Source organism: Paenibacillus camerounensis (genome assembly GCF_000723885.1).
Classification (GTDB): Bacteria; Bacillota; Bacilli; order Paenibacillales; family Paenibacillaceae; genus Paenibacillus_AQ; species Paenibacillus_AQ camerounensis.
Window position 1 is genome coordinate 38,634 of sequence record NZ_CCDG010000042.1, and the last position, 16,575, is coordinate 55,208.

Genomic DNA, 16,575 nt, shown 5'->3' on the forward strand with positions numbered 1-16,575 from the left:
TCCAGCATTGATTTGGTTAGGAACCAGGCAACGAAGGAGAAGCGAAAAATGATTTCCTCTGAAAAAGTGTTCATAAGCGCCAAAGCAAGAATTAGCAGAAGCCCGGGATATAGCTCCAAGCTCACTGCTTCCCCCGCGAACGATCTAGAAGTAGATGACAACAGCCGTCACTTTACGACAGCAAAGTTAGCACCCAGATACCTCAGGCGGCAGCGCTAACCAGGAATCTAGTTGGGCACAACCCTGCTTAGTAACTTCGCAGACGATTTTACGTCTTCCCATCTCCGGCATATTCCGCAAAATCAGTTCAGCATCAGCTCATAGAAATACTTAGGCTCCTGAGTCTTATACAGCTTATACCAAGCCTCTAACCTTTGTTCCATGAACACATCCAGCGCTCTCAGGACATGAACAGTGAACTCCAGCGGTGCTATTCCAGATGCAGTAATCAGCTTCCCGTCCGTTACAGCAGGCTGCGGTTTATAGAGCTGTTCACCTGTGTACGCGGGACAGATCATTTTCAGATACTCCAGATCATTGCTTGTATGAGCGCGTGAATCCAGCAGGCCTGTCCGGGCAAGCCCGATTGTAGCCCCACAAATCGCTGCGACCCATACCTCTTCCTTCAGACATCTCTTTGCGGCTTGCAGGACGGGCCCGTGAATGCTTTCGGTCCATGTCTCTCCACCCGGCAGAATCAAAAGATCGCCGCTTATAAAGCTGCACTCCTGCAGGCTGAGGTCAGGCATTATTTTCAAACCACCCATTGTAGTTATAGGCTTCTTGTCTAGCCCTACCGTGACTAGTTTATTCGAGGCCTGCCCCTTCCTATAGTATCTTCCCGAGTTCAGCTCGGCAGTCAGGTACCCGATTTCCCAGTCCGCCATGGTGTCGCACACATACAGATATACGGTATTCTTCATTTGTAATTCCCCCTTCATTGATTATCTCCATAATAAAACAGCTCCACTGACATCCGCTGTCAGTGAAGCTGTTACTGCTGATAATATTCCATTAGCTCCGCTGCAGTAGCAACGAGCTTGTCCTTTAAGCTCTGCGGCTCCATTACTTGAATGGACTTCCCATACGGCAACAGAAAAGAAGGGACATACCTGTGAACGTTCTCCTCCTCAAGGGTAAAGATCGCCTGACCCGCTGTCCGCTCCTTCAGATGGTGCCCGAGAAACCAGTGCATACACAGGTCGTCCAGCGCATCTGGCGAGCCTTCTATCCTTACAGTCATCCATTCTTCCTTGACTTCTACCTCAGGCAGCAGATGATGCAGGAAGCTGTCGCGGGCTGAGAAACCCTCCGAGCGCTTAAAGTTCACCGCCGTACGCTTGATCGTCAGAATCCGGTCGGCCCGGAAGCTGCGGAGCTCCTGCTTCAAGCGGCAAAAGGCAACCGTGTACCATCTGTTATTCCAGTAGACCATCCCATACGGGTCGATCACTCTGTTCTTGGCATGCGCCTCACGGCCTGTGCGGTAAGCTATTTCTACAGAGCACTCATTGGCTACCGCCCATTCCAATTCCGCGAGCACCGGCTGGACAGAAGCAGGCGCTGTACGGTTTATGACTTCAAAGCCGGCTAAATGGCGGTTAAGCATCTGTTCCTGCTCCTGATTCGAATACATTTTCAGCTTTGCTGCGGCATTGTCCAGTACGTCACTCATAGGATGTCCGGCTTCTTTGGCAAAAAGAGCAGCATGCAGCAGCGCCTTCTTCTCTTCCATATCAAACAGCAGCGGTGCTCTAATCACATTACTGAGCAGGCTATACCCGCCGTTATGACCCGCGTCGGAGATGATAGGCACTCCGCTGGCGCATAATGCATCGATATACCGGTACACGGTCCGGATATTAATTTCCAGCTTCTCCGCGAGCTGCTTCGCTGTTATTTTCACGCCGGAGTTCAGCATCCATAGGATGGCCAGCATATTATCTTGTTTTGGCATCACATAAGCCCTCATTTTCTTACAATCTGCTAGAATCAGTGTACCTCACAACGTCCCCCGCCGCAGCTTATAAAAAATAAAAACGCCAAGGGAGCTCCCCCGGCGTCTTCGTGCCATTCTATTAATTCTTGCCGCCGTACCCCTGATAGGTAGCATAAACGGCACCTGCATATTGATCGGCCAGAATAGGACGGCCGTAGGAATCGGTGGCACCCGGATACCAGTTGTCCCCTCCGTTATAGTGCAGCAATCCGTTATAGATGCTTCCGAACCTGGAAATTTTCTCATCCAGAATCAGTCCGCCTAAGGCTACCTGATCCTGTTCACTGCTGTGATTATAGCTGCGGCCGAATTTGGCGCTGAATTGAGATAGATAGGCATTACGTGTGTTCGGTTCTACCTGCATCAAGCCGTCACCGGCTGACGGGCTGCCCGGCAGACCTGCTCCGAAGCTGCTCTCCTTCTTAATAACCGCACTTAGCAATAGAGCAAAGTCTCCCCCTTTACCGAATTTATTGTCTACATTCATTACATAGGTCCAGATTTGACTCGGAACCTCAGAAGGCTTCGTTACAGAAGTCTGCGGTGAACCGATATAGATCTTAACCGAGCTCATCTTGTCATTGACATTGTCGCCGACCCAGGAGGAATTGGCCGTATAGGTCCATTTGGTGCCTCCAAAGCTATCATTCTCATACACTTCAACCGTCCAGCCGCCGGGAACCTTGAGCGAGGACATCCAGTCATTCGGAATGCCAGCAGCATTCAGCTGAGACAGTGTATAGTTGCCTGTTCCAAGCGTTACTGCCTTGCCGCCGTAATTGATATCTGCATAGAAGATGGCTCCGTTTGTTGCCGGAGGCGGCGTTGGCGTTGGTGTCGGTGTTGTTGTTCCTCCTCCGCTCTTCCATAATGCAGGAACATTAGACGGCTCCCAGCCTGTAAGTGAAGTGTGAGCCTGAAGGCACGTATACGTACTTCCGCTATAGGTTACTGTATCATTTACTGCATACGCAGTATTTGGTGCCCACGCACCTCTGGCAGCCGCGTCTGCCGGCTGTAAGCCTGTGAAGTACAGGGATAGAAAGACTGCTACAACTACCAGAAGCGATAAAGCTCTAGCGGGAACTTTTTTCAACATCTGAAGCCTCCTTTATTTCATTTACCGGTTTCGGCGATAAGCCGATCCACAGGACTATTGTATTGCCGTTTGTGAAAATCATTCCATACTCCATAAACTTCGTAATCACCCAGGACCCATTCATAGGTCCCGCTAATGAAAGTTAAAGAAAATTTTAAATTCTGGTATTTAACACAGCCTCCTTTAAATGATGCTATCATTGTATTAATCAGCTTATTTATAGCGAATTTTGTAGATTGGGGTCGACATCATGCTGAGGGGGATTCTCCGGACCGGTTCTCGTACTATCTTGCTTCGTATAGCTGTAGCCGTCATTATTGGTCTGGCCGCAAGCTATGCCATCCTGTCTGCACCGTCAGGCACTCCCAAGCTTCATAGCGAACAAGGCTTTCTGGATCTGACGCAGCATTCTATCAGTAAGCAGCCGGTAAAGCTACAGGGGGAATGGGCATTCTACTGGCAGGAGCTGCTCTCACCGGAGGATATACATAACCGGCTGGCAGGAAGACAAACGGCTGACCGGTATATCAATATTCCCCAGTCCTGGTTAGGCTACAGGCTGGAGGGTCAAGCGCTGAGCGGAGAAGGCTATGCCACCTTCCGGCTGGTCATCCGGCTTAGCGGGCAGGATCGGAATGAGCAGCTTGCTCTTGAGCTGCCTAGTATTTTTCATGCGTATAGATTATGGGTTAACGGTAAGCTGCTGGAAGAGGTTGGTGTGGTGGGCGAGGACAAGAGCAGTATGACTCCGCGTCTGGCAACGAAACTGGTATTCTTCCAGCCGGAGAACGATACAGTAGAGCTGGTTATGCAGGTATCGAACTTCCATCATAAGCGGGGCGGCATCACCAAGGAAATCGGGCTGGGCGGCAGTAATGTACTGGCGGCCAGGGCTAAGCTGAAGGTAGCCTCAGAGATGTTCATAACCGCGAGCCTGCTGGTAGTTGGCCTGTACAACATGATGTTATTCGTGCTGCGGCGCAAGGACAGGGCTCCACTCTACTTCGGTCTGTTCACCGTGCTGTTCGGTATCCGGTCCCTGCTGAACGGCGAGCTCTTGCTTACCCAATGGTTTCCCCATTTCCCGTGGGAATTGCAGTTCAAGCTGGAGTATCTGACGTTATGCCTCGGCGGTTATATTATCACCAAGTACTTTGAATGCATTTTTCCGAATTATGTGTCAAGGTGGTTTCGGCTTAGCACCCGTATCGCAACCGGCGCACTTTGCCTGGTTGTTGTACTGGCCCCTGCACTCCTCTATTCAAAAATGCTGGTGCTGATTGGGGTCATCGTTGTGCTGCAAATGGCGTATCTGATGGTTGGGCTGGCTGCGGCAGCCATGCGGCGTATGGAGGGGGCACTGATCTTCCTGCTTGTGTCGGTGGTGGCGCTGGTTACGGTGATCAACGATTTTTTATATTTCAATGAATGGTCAATTATCGGTAATACCTCTCCGTTCGGGCTGATGATCTTTACGATTGCCCAGCTGGTTCTGCTGTCTTCAAGATTTACGAGGGCGGCAACGAACGAAGAGCGGATTACCCGTGAGCTGCAGGAGGCTAACAACAAGCTCACTGAGATGAATTCCAGTCTGGAGCAGATTGTATTGTATCGCACACAAGCCTTATCCGCAGCTCACGGGGATCTCCGCATGTCGTATGAGCGGCTGCTTCAATCCGAGCAGGGCAGAAAAAAGCTGCTTGCCTATATTACGCATGATCTGCGTATGCCGCTGTCCAGCATGCTTGGTTATGTCGAAGCTGTGATGGACATGGTTAAGCCGGAGCGCAATGAACAGTACCTGAAGTATATCCGGGATAACACGATAAGGATTAACCGCATGATCGGGGAATTATCCTTCCTCTCGCATCTGGAGACAGGGCAGGTAGCGTATCAGATGGAGCCGGTGCGGGTGATGGACTTCCTGCGCGGTTTCTTCGAGCAATACGAGCTGGTTGTGCGTGACACGGGGCTGGATTTCTTACTGGATAACGGACATACGGAGGAGATTGGATCTACGGAGAATGATCACAAGCCTGACTCGCCTGTTGTCCGGATGGATGCCCAAAGATTAGAGCAGGCATTGTTCAATCTGGTGTCGAACGCAATGAAGTTCACCTCCAGCGGAGGGCTGGTGCGTCTCGCACTAACCGTGGACGAGGCAAAGGAGACAGAAGCCCGCTGTGCAATCATTAGCATACAGGACTCCGGCACCGGCATTCCCCCGGAGCAGCTTGAGCAGATCTTCGACCGCAATTACAGGGTTGACCTGCCGGGCATGGACAAGGGTGTGGAGGGCAGCGGACTAGGGCTGGCAATCTGCCGGGAAATTGTACAGTCGCATGGCGGGACCGTCTGGGCGGAGAGCGACGGCAAGACGGGGTCGATATTCTATGTAGCGCTGCCTTGTATTGGAGCAGCAGAAAGGTGACGGCGTGATGGACACTTACAAAATTATGATCGTCGATGACGATCCCCATATCTGTGAGATTATTCAGGCCTATTGCGAACGGGAAGGCTTTACAGCCTCGTATAGCCACAGCGGGGCAGGCGCCATGCTGCTGCTGGCCTCGTATAATCCGGATCTGATTGTACTGGATGTACTGCTGGCTAACGAAAATGGTATTGACTGGTGCAGGAACGCACGCGGCTACACGAATGCACCGATCGTGTTTCTGAGCAGTCATGAGGAAGACGAGGTAAAAATCAGCGCATATTCTCATGGCGGCGACGATTATGTGACCAAGCCGTTCAGTCCGGGCGTACTCATGGCCAAGATTAAGGCTCACCTTCGCAGAGTGTCGACAGGCAGAAGAGAGCAGCTGCTGGAGCTGCCGGGCTTAACGCTGGATTTCTACGCACAGTCCGTCAATATAGACAGTAAAACCCTTTTTTTATCGAAAAAAGAGTTTAGTCTGCTCTCCTATTTGGCCCAGAACGTTAATCGTGTCGTCACCGTCGATACCTTGTTCCATCTCATCTGGGGAATGGACAGTCTGGAGGATACTAGAACGGTCGCTGTTCACATCAGTAATTTGCGTAAAAAAATCGAGGCTGATCCTGTCAATCCGGAGAGAATCATTACGATTCGCGGGCAAGGCTATATGCTTGCCGCGAGCAAGCGCGAGCCTGGCGATAAGGGCAGTAGTCCTTATTAAGGAGCCTGATTTATTTCACTCTGGATATTGTTTACACCAAAGCTCAATGTCTTTAGATATACCATCAGAGGATAGCGGATTAATTTCTCCTTTTTCAGTAGGAAGTACAGATGTTACCATGAACAACGCCTGGGTTACATTCGATTCCCACACTAATAGATGGAACGTAACAGGCGGCGGATATTGGAATGACACGGCTTGGTTTAATGACAATCCTGGCAGTTGGTGGGGAACTAAGGGCGAGACAAAAAATGTCGGAGGATTAGACTCTGTAGGCATAACGTACTATAATACGAATGGTGGATACGGAAGCACTTCTGTTATCAGCTCTCTAGGTTATGTTACCGATCATGATGGATGGACTCAAGACTTAATAAATCCTAGCCATGGCGATGGTAAACTTGGAGTTGCCTTTGATTTTCAAGATACCGGCGGTGCTGGTAATTACGGGGTTACAGTGAATTGGACTAATGCAGGACATCAATGGTTAGTATTTAATGGTAGCGATACTTCCTTCTAAATACCTGGAGGTGCGATATTGATATATCTAAAATTCCTGATTCCAATATTGATAATACTATTTATTTTTGTAGTATGGTTTTTGTCTAAACATATTACAAGAGAAAATGGGATACACTATATTTTATTTGGTGTACAGCTTACAATATTAGGTGTAGCTTCAATAATGATATGGGTATTTGCATTTCGTGATGTGAATTACCCTATCGTAGCGGGATCTTTTTTGAACATACTAGGAATTTGGATCACTATCACTGCCCTAATCAAAAATAAATAATTAAAATAGCTGTTTGTTCAACTAAAAAACGCAAGTTAGGGTTTATGAGGCCTTAACTTGCGTTTTTCTCAGCTCAGAGCGTCCACCGCCGCAGCTCATAGAAATACTGCACCGCCGGATGCTTCAGCTCCATCTTCCCGGCCATGCTTAGAATCCGCTTTTTCCCGACCCGTCTGTCCAGCAGAGCCAGAATATTCAGCATCATATCGCTGCTCTCCATACTCTCCTCTATCGGAGTAACCAGAAACTTGTTAGCCACTACAATGAAATTCGACTTCGTTAATGCTGTCTGGGCGGACAAAAGCTCCTTGGCATGCTCTGTACTCTTGCGGCTGCCGGCCATGACGATCAGGCGATCCTCCGGTACGGGCCCCTTGACGGTTTGTCTGACGGCTTCAATGTCCTCACTGGTGACAGGAATCCGGATACGCGGATCGTTTTTGATGTCCAGCTCTGTCTGGTACCATCTGATCGGGTTACTTTTATCGCTCATGACTAGCACATTCTTTTTATCGACTGAGATGTAGCAGATCCCTGATTTATCAGGCAGATAACGGTAGCCCGGCGCGCGGTACTCTACCCTTCCGTTTAATGCAGGGCTCAGAAAGCCCTCCAGCTGCTGCTTCAATTTACTCCAAGACATGTATTTCCCTCCCTATACCAAACAGAGGACAGGCTTGCTGGCTCCGGGGGTTGTCCCCCTCTCCACCGCCTATCCTCCACTTAGCAGCTTAGTATCTATACGTTCTCCGCCTCTTCAGGCTCCTTAGTCGCAAAAGCATCAAGCAGCGCACGTACCTCACTCGTTGATTTGGTATTCATCAAGGTATTTCTTAATTCACCGGCTCCGCGGAAGCCGCGGACATAGATTTTGAAGAACCGCTGAAGCGGGCTGAACGAGCGTGGTGCCTGTCCTGAATATTGATCATAAAGGTCCAAGTGCAGGCGCAGCAGATCCAAGAGTTCAGCACTAGTGTGCTCCTTCGGCTCCTGCTCGAACGCAAACGGATTCTGAAAAATCCCCCGGCCGATCATAATCCCGTCCACCCCGTACTGTTCAGCGAGCTTCAGGCCGGTCTGGCGGTCAGGAATGTCTCCGTTAATGGTCAGCAGCGTCTGCGGTGCAATCTCATCGCGAAGCTTCTTAATCTCCGGGATCAGCTCCCAGTGGGCGTCCACCTTACTCATTTCCTCGCGTGTGCGCAGATGAATCGACAGATTCACGATATCCTGCTGCAAAATATGGGTTAACCAGCCGCGCCATTCATCGATCTCCGTGAACCCGAGCCTTGTTTTAACGCTGACCGGCAGTCCCCCGGCCTTCGCCGCCTGGATGATCTCCGCTGCAAGCCCGGGACGGCAGATCAGGCCGCTTCCCTTTCCGTTCTCGGCTACGTTCGCTACTGGACAGCCCATATTAATGTCGATGCCCTTGAAGCCTTCCTCCGCCATCCCGATGCTCATCTGACGGAAGAACTCCGGCTTATCTCCCCAGATGTGCGCGACGATCGGCTGCTCATCCTCTGTGAACGTTAACCGCCCGCGCACTGCATGATGCCCCTCCGGGTGACAATAGCTCTCCGAATTCGCAAACTCCGTGAAGAACACATCCGGCCGGCCCGCCTCACTTACGACATGACGAAACACCACATCCGTCACATCCTCCATCGGCGCCAGTATAAAAAAGGGACGCGGCAAATCGCGCCAAAAGTTAGTTGTCATGTTGGAAACCTCTCTATGGGTATCAGGATAAATGGTTATATTTTTGATGCATAAACGTCAGTACAAATTCTTCCAAGACTCAGTACAAAATGATATAATTGCAACAGCAATGGAAGGCTTGCAAGGGCGGTCGGCTAATCTCCCGGGAGGGAGGTGAAGCCAATGGAGGTTTATCAAGCGTTGTCGCTGATGTTCATGTTCGGCATGTTCATTATTGCTCTGCTTAACTACCTCAAAAAGAAATAGACCGCCCTGTCCAAAGGAAACGGTCTATCCCATGACTGCTATTCCGAAGCCGCCGCCCTTAAAAGCGGCTATTGCAAAACGGGAGTCGTGTTCGTGCACGGCTCTCTTTGCATTTTACGCTATTTCTGCCCTTATTATAACATGGCAAGAGGAAATTTCAATCCACGCACTTCTAAGAACCCCTCAGTCAAAAACAGCTATAACCAACACTTACATACTCCTGCCAATCAGTTGATGCTATTGTAATTTTATACCATTCCAACAAGGAGCGATGCTAATTTGATTAATCTTTTGAATACTGCGCAGGAGGCATTGAGTAACTACGCTATAACTTGCAAATCGGTTGAATTTATCGCACAAAGCGGGAATACGATCTATAAGGTCACTGACCTGGACAACAACAGCTACAGCCTGCGCCTGCACCACTCCAAGGGGGATGCTCTTGAAAGCATCTGGAGTACGCCGGAAGTGATCCGTTCTGAAATGGTCTGGCTTCAAGCCTTGGCCTTGGACACAGATCTAGCCGTGCCGGCCCCTCTTAAGAATATCCGCGGGGAATTCATTACGAATGTGAATAATCTAAACTGCACTTTATTAACATGGGTCGAGGGTGAGCAGAAGCCTATTATTCTAACAATAGAAGACGCGGCGGCTATAGGGGAAATGACCGGTAAATTACATAGACAAGCCTCGAATTGGAGCATCCCCGGTTTATTTGAACGCCCTTCCTTTGACAGCTCCCGGATACTACAGTCACTTGAGAAGCTTAGCGAACAGTCTAAGGCAGGATTGCTTGATGCAGATGATACAGCGCTTCTTCAACAAGCGGGCCAGCGAGTCATTGCAATGATGGACACTATTGAACGAACCCCCGGCAATTGGGGAATGATTCATGCGGATTTGATCCCAAGTAATCTGGTGTTTCAGGGAAAAGAAGTGCGGCCGATCGATTTTGGCGCTTGCGGATTTGGCTACTATTTAGGTGATCTGGGCTGGACGTTCTCCTATATCCATCCTGCATTTAGAGACCAGCTGCTTCAATCCTATGCGGAGTATTATCAGTTACCGGATAACCAGGTTGAGTTGTTGGAGGTTTTTTTTATTGCAGCGCAGCTTGAAACTATGAATTTCTGGCTGGGCCTGCCGGACTGGCAGGAATGGCTGTCTGACCATATTGGAAGATTAGCAAGCAGGGAAATTAATGCGTATCTGAACAATGAGCCGTTCCTCTTTAGCGGGAAACCTTACTGGGAATAGGCTGACACTTTAGGCAGCTAAAAGTCCTTGCTGTGTTGCAGACAGGCTCTTGCCGGAAACGAGTCGTCTGGATGGCTCCAGGAGGATTATGAACGTCAGAATACCGGGAGCCTCAGTCAGTGGGTTCAGGGTCAAATCAGTTTAAGTGTACTTTGTACAATTAAAACAGAGGAAATCAATCATTGTAAGGCGATAATTGTATTCTGTACATCTATTTTCCTTGAAAAAGCCGGTTTCGGGCATTTTCAGCAAATATAAGTGTACAGAGTGCAGTTATAATCTGAAGCGGCGCTAATTAGTCAGGTTTAGTTGCAGAAAGTACAGTTATTTCGGCTGGGCTCATTCATTATTTGTCATTATTATCACAAATCTGAGCGACTCTCTTCTTCTCCAAGCTATCTTGCGTTGCTGCTGGCGATCATCGGTTTAGACGAGGGATGAGATGGTTGTCTATATGTCAGCGATATATTTTTCGAGAAAATGCATTCTTTCTATGATTCGTTTTTTCAATGACGTGGGGTGTATGGATAATATATTTTCGCTAAAAGCGATAAAGTAATTTGCAATAAATTGTTCCTCGCCCTTGTTATAAAAACCACGAATAATAAAGCGACCCTTTTCCGTATAAAGCTTCATTGACGGATAATGTTCCTTATAAAACAAGTCGGCTCCTGTTTCAGATATTTCCACCTCAAAATCAGTGGCATCTTGCAATTTGTACAATGTATCGGCTGGTTTCATGAAATCGTCAAGTGATTTTGACTGATATTGATTGCATTCCTTGACGTCTAAGATTTTATCACATCGAAACACTTTGGGGCTATTGGTTTCAAAGTTATAGCCTGTTACATACCATTGTCCATAAGCAGCCGAAATATTAAAAAATTGAATGAAGTAGTCTATTTCAATGTTATTTTTTCTATAGGTCACTATACAGACTTTTTCCTCAATAGCAGATTGCAAGATGACACTTAAGAATTTGCAGTCGTTACTATGCTGTATGGTAGCCAAACTAAACACTCGTTCAATACTACGAAGCATATCAATTTTTTCTGCGGATAAACAATTTTCAAATTTCTTTTTTAGATTTTCGACACTCAAATGAAAAGGCGTACTTTCGTAAGCCCGTAGCGTGAGCATTGAGAAATACAGTGCTAAAACTTCATCCATATTAAAAACAATAGGAGATAGAAGCCTGTTACGTAGTATGCCATAATAACCGTTTCTTCCGTTTTGAGAATATATTGGCATACCGATACGCTCTAAGGCTTTAATATCTCTTAGTGCTGTGCTTTTTGATATGTTATATTTCTCGATCAAATCTTTCAAATTAAATAAGTTTTTATCGTTCAAAAATAACATCATGTCATTTATTCTTTCAGACTTATTCATACTTCACCGCCTAAATCTTATATTAAAAGGCATCGCTTTATGACACCTTTTAATATTAAGCTTAAATTATCCAATAAAGAAACAAAGAAAGGGAGCAAAACATGAAAAAATTATTTTTATCCGCATCTTTCAAAGATGTGAGCAGCATATTTGCAGACTTTGAAGAAAACATAAGAGGTAAAACCGTAACTTTTATTCCTACTGCCAGTAAGGTTGAAAAGGTTGTTTTCTATGTGGAAGCAGGAAAAAAGGCTCTTGAGAAATTAGGTGTTATTATTGACGAGTTGGAAATATCTACGTCCACCATCAATGAGATAAGTACGAAACTAAGAAGCAATGATTTTATCTATGTAACTGGAGGAAATACGTTCTTTCTCTTGCAAGAGCTAAAAAGAACGGGAGCAGATGAGATTATAATAGAAGAAGTAAATGCAGGGAAATTATATATTGGGGAGTCCGCCGGAGCTATGGTTGCCGCTGCAAACATTGAATATGTCAAAGCAATGGACAGCCATAAAAAATCCTCCGGTTTACTTAATTTTGACGCGCTAGGTTTAGTGGACTTTTACACAGTGCCACACTACACCAATTTTCCGTTTAAGAAATCAGCCCAGAAAATTATGGATAACTACTCATCAACGCTGAAACTATCTCCAATCAGCAACAATGAGGCAATATTGGTAGTTGGTGATGAAATCAGAACGGTAAGAAGCTAAATTTTAGAATAGCAGAACTATATAAACGGCAATTACCTTTATAACCTCACATGGAGACAATCTATCGCCCCACAGCTAAAGTCCTTTATCAGAAGGGTTCCAGTTTGGGTTGTAAGATGATTAAAAAACAAGCTGCACATGCGGATACTCCTTGGGAAACAGCTGTAACTTGGTAGCGTAACGAATCGGGCTGTTGTCCATTATCAAAGCATGAGCCGGGTCTCCTTAAAATGTCCGAATTCCCCTGTTTTTGTTGCACAAACTACACTTAAAACTCATTTGGCTCCGAACCGACTGACTAGGGTTAGCGCTTGGGCAAGGAAAATCAATCCGCTGCTCAACGTTTTACATAAGGCAGGAACAGGATCCGGTTTGTTAGTCTCTTTATGACGTTCTATAAATGTATTGAATATCGTAAATGCTGACTTACAAAACCGTTTCTTAGTCGCTGCCTCCAGCCGCGGATTTTCTTTTTGTTAGAGAATGGGTCGTCCCAACTTTGCACAAATTACTCATGCCCCAGGCGTCTGATTCATATAGAATAGCTCTTGTAAGCAACGAAGGGAGCACATCAGCTATGATATTAAATGTACAGGACGTATCCATACGTTACCATAAAGCCAACAATAATGCGGTGTCCAAAGCATCCTTCACTATCGAGGATAACAGTATTGTATCCATTGTAGGGCATAACGGAGCAGGAAAAAGCACCTTGATTCAAGCCATCATGCAAAACTTAAACTATGCAGGCTCCATTACATATGGTTTTAACAAAAAGGAGCTGTACAAACACATCCGGGTGCAGACTCAGACGTCCACGTTCGAAAAAAACGCCAAAGTGAAGGATATTATACAGCTCTATATTGAACTGCTGGATAGCCGGGAGACGGTGGATGAGCTGCTGCAAAGCGTGCAAATGCTGCCCTTTAAGAATTCCTATCTGGAGAAGCTGTCCGGCGGGGAAAAGCAAAAAATAGCGGTGCTGCTGGCGACCATCGGCAATCCTAAGCTAATTATTCTCGACGAGCTTACGACAGGGCTGGACGTTATGTCCCGCAGAATGATCTGGGATCTATTGGGCAAAATCCGCAAGGAAAAGGGCGTTAGTATGCTGCTGACCAGCCACTTTTTAGACGAGGTGGAGTACTTGTCCGACTATGTGATTGTCCTTGAACAGGGTAAGGTGAAGCTGCAGGGGACTGTTCCTGATCTTATCAACGAGGCTTTTGCGATGCATAAACTAGCGACCTGTCTTGTGGATTCCAGCTTTAGCTTCTCCTCCCTCAAATATGCATATAAGCAGCAAAGCAATAAAGTAATGATTGAATACAAGGAAGAGAACGAAAAGGATGTATTCGACAACCTGAAAATTTGCGGGGGATATGATATCCAGCTGCAGAAACGGACGTTTGAGGATGCTTTTCTAACCATGATTGGCTATGAGCTGGATGAGAAGGGAGAAACCAAATGAAACCCGTAATAAGCTTAACCAAATATAATTTCAAGCTGTTATTCAGAGATAAATCGTCTGTCCTTATGGCCTTCTTGATGCCGATCGGCTTCTATATTTTATTCGGATATATGCTGCAAAATGTGGAGTTCAGCGGCTCGTCCTTATCTGACCTGCTCATCCCGCTGTACATCATCATTATTATAGGCAATGCGGTGATCAGTGTGTTCGGTACCTTTTATGTACAGGCAAGGGAAAGCGGCAACCTGCAGAAATTCAAGTTCATGGGTGTCAGCGAGCTCTGCTTCTCCTTCACTTTATTCGCGGCTACCTTTGCCTTTCAGCTTATCGTCATTATTGCGTTCATTGTGTTTACTTATTTCTATAAGGGAACCGTATTCCCGCTGCAAAATATCATCCCGGTCCTTGTTACCCTTGCCGTTATTGAGGTGTTTCATTTCGCCGTTACGTTCCTGTTAACTTCTATTCTGAGAAAGGCTTCGATCTATAATCCGATCTCCTTGGCTTTTTATATGTTCCAAATGTTCCTTGGCGGCTTAACGTTCCCGATTGAAATGTTCCCGCAGTTCCTGCAAAAGCTGGTGTATTATATTAATCCGGTCATCTACGGACGAAATGCTTTGCTGGCGGCTTGGACTGGCAACTCTGCATTCGGCAGTGTGGTCAAAGATAATGTGATCCTGCTCGCCATCTCTGCTCTGCTTGTCATCGCAGCGGTCTGTGTTCAGCGCTTTATTTTTGCCCAGAAGACATCCGCAGCACTGGTACAATAAATAAAGGCATCTATAACGGATGCCTTTTCCTCTTCACCTATTGTTCGACAGCTTAATAACGCCCAGCTCGATCCCCTTCACAATGGCAGCAACGGTGGAGTTCACCATCAGCTTATCGTTGATCGACATTAGATGATTATTGACTGTGCGCCTGCTGATAAACAGCTTATCGGCAATCACCTGCTGCGTATCCCCGTTGCTTGCATACTGCAAAATCTCTTTTTCGCGCGGGGTCAGCTCCTCAATCACCTCATCATCCTTATTCTCCATAAAGATTGTGCCGCCCTGGTGGAGCTGCCTGATGCTATCGATTAGATGTTCAACGGACATGTTTTTATCTAAGAAGCCTTTAGCCCCCATGCGCTTCGCTTCCAGATTGTATTCATGCAGATTATATCCGGATAAAAAGGCGACCTTCTGCTCAGGAAAATGATACAGCACCTCCCGGCACACATCGAGTCCGCTATACGCGCCCATGTGAATGTCGAGCAGAATCAAATCTGGCTTTTCCTGCTGCACAATTTCCGTTATGTTCTCCGGTGTCTGGAAGCACAGAAATTCATCGATATGGTTCGCCATAACAATTTCGAGGCTTTTTGCAAACAATTTATGATCATCAAATAAGAGTACCTTCATGTGTTCTCCTTGGAAGTCTTAATGTAAACAACTTATAATCCTCGTGCTGGGCCCATTCAAAAGCTCCGCTAAGCGAGCCCGCCTGCTGCTTCAAGCTGGAAAGCCCCAGATGCTTAATCTTACCCTCCATGTCCTCCGGCACAAGGGGCTTGCCGTCCTCTTTCACTTCCATAATCCAGCAGTCCGCGCTGTACAAATGAATCCAGATATGATCGGCCTCCGCATATTTACAGGTATTCGCCAGCAGCTCCTGTAACGTACGGTACATTAAATACGCAGACTGCTCATCCATCCGCTCGAAGATTTCATACTGAATATGGGGACTCGGAATGCTGCCATACCGCTTGCGCAGCTCATCAAGCAGGATATGAATGTTCCGCTCAAAAGACAGATCAGCAAGAGTAGACGGATAAATCTCATGCATCTGCGAGCGTATCGACGTATTCAGGTCACCCAAGGTTTCTACCGCCAGCTCCTTCAGCGCAGACTGCTCCGTTGGTAAAGTAGCTACGATATTTTTGGTCGCAATGATGTTTTGCAGAATGTTATCGTGCAGATAATACGTTACCTCTTTGCGGAAGCGCAACGTTTCACTGAAAGTCCCGCCTTGTTCAGCATCCGGCAGCTTCATCCTGCCCATCTCTTCCCATTGGTTAAGCTTGTCCCGCATATAACGGGTCAAAGCGTATGCCATATAATATTGCCCTGGCGTGAAGGACTGGTGTGTATGGGTTTCGTGAATCAACAGCCTGACTTCTCCGGCATACAGGGACTTACCTGACTTGAAGCCAGGATCAAGAAAGACTCCACTGGTATACACGGCCTTGTCTTGATACAGGATTACAATGCCGTCATTCGGCAGTATAGGAGCCAGCTTGGAGTCAAAGCCGGACCAGGACAACCCCTTTTCGTGCTGGCTCAGTGCATCCTCCCATTGCTTCACGAACCAGTCACCCAGCCCGCTCTTAAGTAATGCATACTTGGCTTGAATTACCTTCTGTATATGGAAGCATGCTGCAAAGGCAATCACTAATAACATCAGGCTGCCTGCTGAATAAACAGCGAACGGGCTGCTGTCACCTGAATAAACCCACTTATAGCTGGCTATGGAGTAGCCAAATAAAATACTTATCATACATAAGAACATAATAGCTTCTGAGTAAAGAATCCGAAATAACACCTGGCGTATCGACGCGGATATCACATACATAACAAAGATCAGAAAACTCACCGGCAATGTAAAAATGGTGTTGTCCTGATAAGGAAAAAGAACCGGTGATGCACAGGCTGCAACCGCTAAGCTATGTAAT

At 47.0% G+C, this 16,575-nt stretch carries 16 protein-coding genes; 8 read left to right on the plus strand and 8 right to left on the minus strand.

Features of this window, described 5'->3' with window-relative positions:
- Positions 1–302 precede the first annotated feature (302 nt).
- From BN3772_RS16630 to BN3772_RS16640, 3 genes are all read right to left on the minus strand, one after another.
- The gene (locus tag BN3772_RS16630) at positions 303–923 is read right to left on the minus strand and encodes a type 1 glutamine amidotransferase family protein (protein ID WP_042200859.1); all 621 of its coding nucleotides are present in this window, start codon (positions 921–923) and stop codon (positions 303–305) included.
- A 71-nt stretch (positions 924–994) separates the two neighbouring features.
- Entirely contained in the window at positions 995–1,957 is a 963-nt protein-coding gene (locus BN3772_RS16635) for a helix-turn-helix transcriptional regulator (protein ID WP_042200860.1), read from the minus strand.
- A gap of 121 nt (positions 1,958–2,078) precedes the next feature.
- Positions 2,079–3,098, minus strand: a complete 1,020-nt coding sequence (locus tag BN3772_RS16640; protein WP_042200861.1) for a carbohydrate-binding protein — start codon at positions 3,096–3,098, stop codon at positions 2,079–2,081.
- Between the two features lie 250 nt (positions 3,099–3,348).
- On the opposite strand from BN3772_RS16640, the gene BN3772_RS16645 reads away from it, so the two are divergent.
- The 3 genes from BN3772_RS16645 (at position 3,349) to BN3772_RS16655 (ending at position 6,776) form a co-directional block, all read left to right on the plus strand.
- On the plus strand, positions 3,349–5,529 hold the full coding sequence (locus BN3772_RS16645; RefSeq protein ID WP_042200862.1) for a sensor histidine kinase: 2,181 nt from the start codon (positions 3,349–3,351) through the stop codon (positions 5,527–5,529).
- 7 nt (positions 5,530–5,536) lie between these two features.
- A complete protein-coding gene (locus tag BN3772_RS16650) occupies positions 5,537–6,256 on the plus strand; it encodes a response regulator transcription factor (RefSeq protein WP_042200863.1) in 720 nt (239 codons plus the stop codon).
- Between the two features lie 118 nt (positions 6,257–6,374).
- Complete coding sequence (locus tag BN3772_RS16655) at positions 6,375–6,776, plus strand: hypothetical protein (protein ID WP_042200864.1); 402 nt, start codon at positions 6,375–6,377, stop codon at positions 6,774–6,776.
- A gap of 349 nt (positions 6,777–7,125) precedes the next feature.
- Here BN3772_RS16655 and BN3772_RS16665 read toward each other — a convergent pair whose 3' ends face one another.
- Complete coding sequence (locus BN3772_RS16665; protein WP_042200866.1) at positions 7,126–7,695, minus strand: SF0329 family protein; 570 nt, start codon at positions 7,693–7,695, stop codon at positions 7,126–7,128.
- A gap of 95 nt (positions 7,696–7,790) precedes the next feature.
- Positions 7,791–8,774 (minus strand): tRNA dihydrouridine synthase, encoded by a 984-nt coding sequence (locus BN3772_RS16670; protein ID WP_042200867.1) that lies wholly within the window; start codon positions 8,772–8,774, stop codon positions 7,791–7,793.
- Between the two features lie 162 nt (positions 8,775–8,936).
- Between BN3772_RS16670 and BN3772_RS31305 the strand changes: the two genes are divergently transcribed.
- A complete protein-coding gene (locus BN3772_RS31305; protein WP_219214875.1) occupies positions 8,937–9,020 on the plus strand; it encodes a putative holin-like toxin in 84 nt (27 codons plus the stop codon).
- Positions 9,021–9,299: 279 nt separating this feature from the next.
- The gene (locus tag BN3772_RS16675) at positions 9,300–10,277 is read left to right on the plus strand and encodes a phosphotransferase enzyme family protein (protein ID WP_042200868.1); all 978 of its coding nucleotides are present in this window, start codon (positions 9,300–9,302) and stop codon (positions 10,275–10,277) included.
- 450 nt (positions 10,278–10,727) lie between these two features.
- Here BN3772_RS16675 and BN3772_RS16680 read toward each other — a convergent pair whose 3' ends face one another.
- On the minus strand, positions 10,728–11,669 hold the full coding sequence (locus tag BN3772_RS16680; RefSeq protein ID WP_042200869.1) for a helix-turn-helix transcriptional regulator: 942 nt from the start codon (positions 11,667–11,669) through the stop codon (positions 10,728–10,730).
- Between the two features lie 101 nt (positions 11,670–11,770).
- Between BN3772_RS16680 and BN3772_RS16685 the strand changes: the two genes are divergently transcribed.
- The 3 genes from BN3772_RS16685 (at position 11,771) to BN3772_RS16695 (ending at position 14,629) form a co-directional block, all read left to right on the plus strand.
- The gene (locus BN3772_RS16685) at positions 11,771–12,385 is read left to right on the plus strand and encodes a peptidase E (protein ID WP_042200870.1); all 615 of its coding nucleotides are present in this window, start codon (positions 11,771–11,773) and stop codon (positions 12,383–12,385) included.
- Positions 12,386–12,962: 577 nt separating this feature from the next.
- Complete coding sequence (locus BN3772_RS16690; RefSeq protein WP_042200871.1) at positions 12,963–13,856, plus strand: ABC transporter ATP-binding protein; 894 nt, start codon at positions 12,963–12,965, stop codon at positions 13,854–13,856.
- The gene (locus tag BN3772_RS16695; protein ID WP_042200872.1) at positions 13,853–14,629 is read left to right on the plus strand and encodes an ABC transporter permease; all 777 of its coding nucleotides are present in this window, start codon (positions 13,853–13,855) and stop codon (positions 14,627–14,629) included. Before BN3772_RS16690 ends, BN3772_RS16695 begins: the two co-directional genes overlap by 4 nt.
- A 33-nt stretch (positions 14,630–14,662) precedes the next feature.
- On the opposite strand, the gene BN3772_RS16700 is transcribed toward BN3772_RS16695, so the two are convergent.
- Complete coding sequence (locus BN3772_RS16700; RefSeq protein WP_042200873.1) at positions 14,663–15,265, minus strand: response regulator transcription factor; 603 nt, start codon at positions 15,263–15,265, stop codon at positions 14,663–14,665.
- The gene (locus BN3772_RS30690; RefSeq protein ID WP_157643608.1) at positions 15,246–16,304 is read right to left on the minus strand and encodes a sensor histidine kinase; all 1,059 of its coding nucleotides are present in this window, start codon (positions 16,302–16,304) and stop codon (positions 15,246–15,248) included. The genes BN3772_RS16700 and BN3772_RS30690 overlap by 20 nt, the downstream gene beginning before the upstream one ends.
- Positions 16,305–16,575: the final 271 nt, after the last annotated feature.

What these genes read in the sequence shown, in the direction of transcription:
- BN3772_RS16630 (WP_042200859.1), bottom strand. Translation starts at nt 923, where the DNA reads ATGAAGAATACCGTATATCTGTATGTGTGCGACACCATGGCGGACTGG.
- BN3772_RS16635 (WP_042200860.1), bottom strand. Translation starts at nt 1,957, where the DNA reads ATGCCAAAACAAGATAATATGCTGGCCATCCTATGGATGCTGAACTCC.
- BN3772_RS16640 (WP_042200861.1), bottom strand. Translation starts at nt 3,098, where the DNA reads ATGTTGAAAAAAGTTCCCGCTAGAGCTTTATCGCTTCTGGTAGTTGTA.
- BN3772_RS16645 (WP_042200862.1), top strand. Translation starts at nt 3,349, where the DNA reads ATGCTGAGGGGGATTCTCCGGACCGGTTCTCGTACTATCTTGCTTCGT.
- BN3772_RS16650 (WP_042200863.1), top strand. Translation starts at nt 5,537, where the DNA reads ATGGACACTTACAAAATTATGATCGTCGATGACGATCCCCATATCTGT.
- BN3772_RS16655 (WP_042200864.1), top strand. Translation starts at nt 6,375, where the DNA reads ATGAACAACGCCTGGGTTACATTCGATTCCCACACTAATAGATGGAAC.
- BN3772_RS16665 (WP_042200866.1), bottom strand. Translation starts at nt 7,695, where the DNA reads ATGTCTTGGAGTAAATTGAAGCAGCAGCTGGAGGGCTTTCTGAGCCCT.
- BN3772_RS16670 (WP_042200867.1), bottom strand. Translation starts at nt 8,774, where the DNA reads ATGACAACTAACTTTTGGCGCGATTTGCCGCGTCCCTTTTTTATACTG.
- BN3772_RS31305 (WP_219214875.1), top strand. Translation starts at nt 8,937, where the DNA reads ATGGAGGTTTATCAAGCGTTGTCGCTGATGTTCATGTTCGGCATGTTC.
- BN3772_RS16680 (WP_042200869.1), bottom strand. Translation starts at nt 11,669, where the DNA reads ATGAATAAGTCTGAAAGAATAAATGACATGATGTTATTTTTGAACGAT.
- BN3772_RS16685 (WP_042200870.1), top strand. Translation starts at nt 11,771, where the DNA reads ATGAAAAAATTATTTTTATCCGCATCTTTCAAAGATGTGAGCAGCATA.
- BN3772_RS16690 (WP_042200871.1), top strand. Translation starts at nt 12,963, where the DNA reads ATGATATTAAATGTACAGGACGTATCCATACGTTACCATAAAGCCAAC.
- BN3772_RS16695 (WP_042200872.1), top strand. Translation starts at nt 13,853, where the DNA reads ATGAAACCCGTAATAAGCTTAACCAAATATAATTTCAAGCTGTTATTC.
- BN3772_RS16700 (WP_042200873.1), bottom strand. Translation starts at nt 15,265, where the DNA reads ATGAAGGTACTCTTATTTGATGATCATAAATTGTTTGCAAAAAGCCTC.
- BN3772_RS30690 (WP_157643608.1), bottom strand. Translation starts at nt 16,304, where the DNA reads ATGTTATTAGTGATTGCCTTTGCAGCATGCTTCCATATACAGAAGGTA.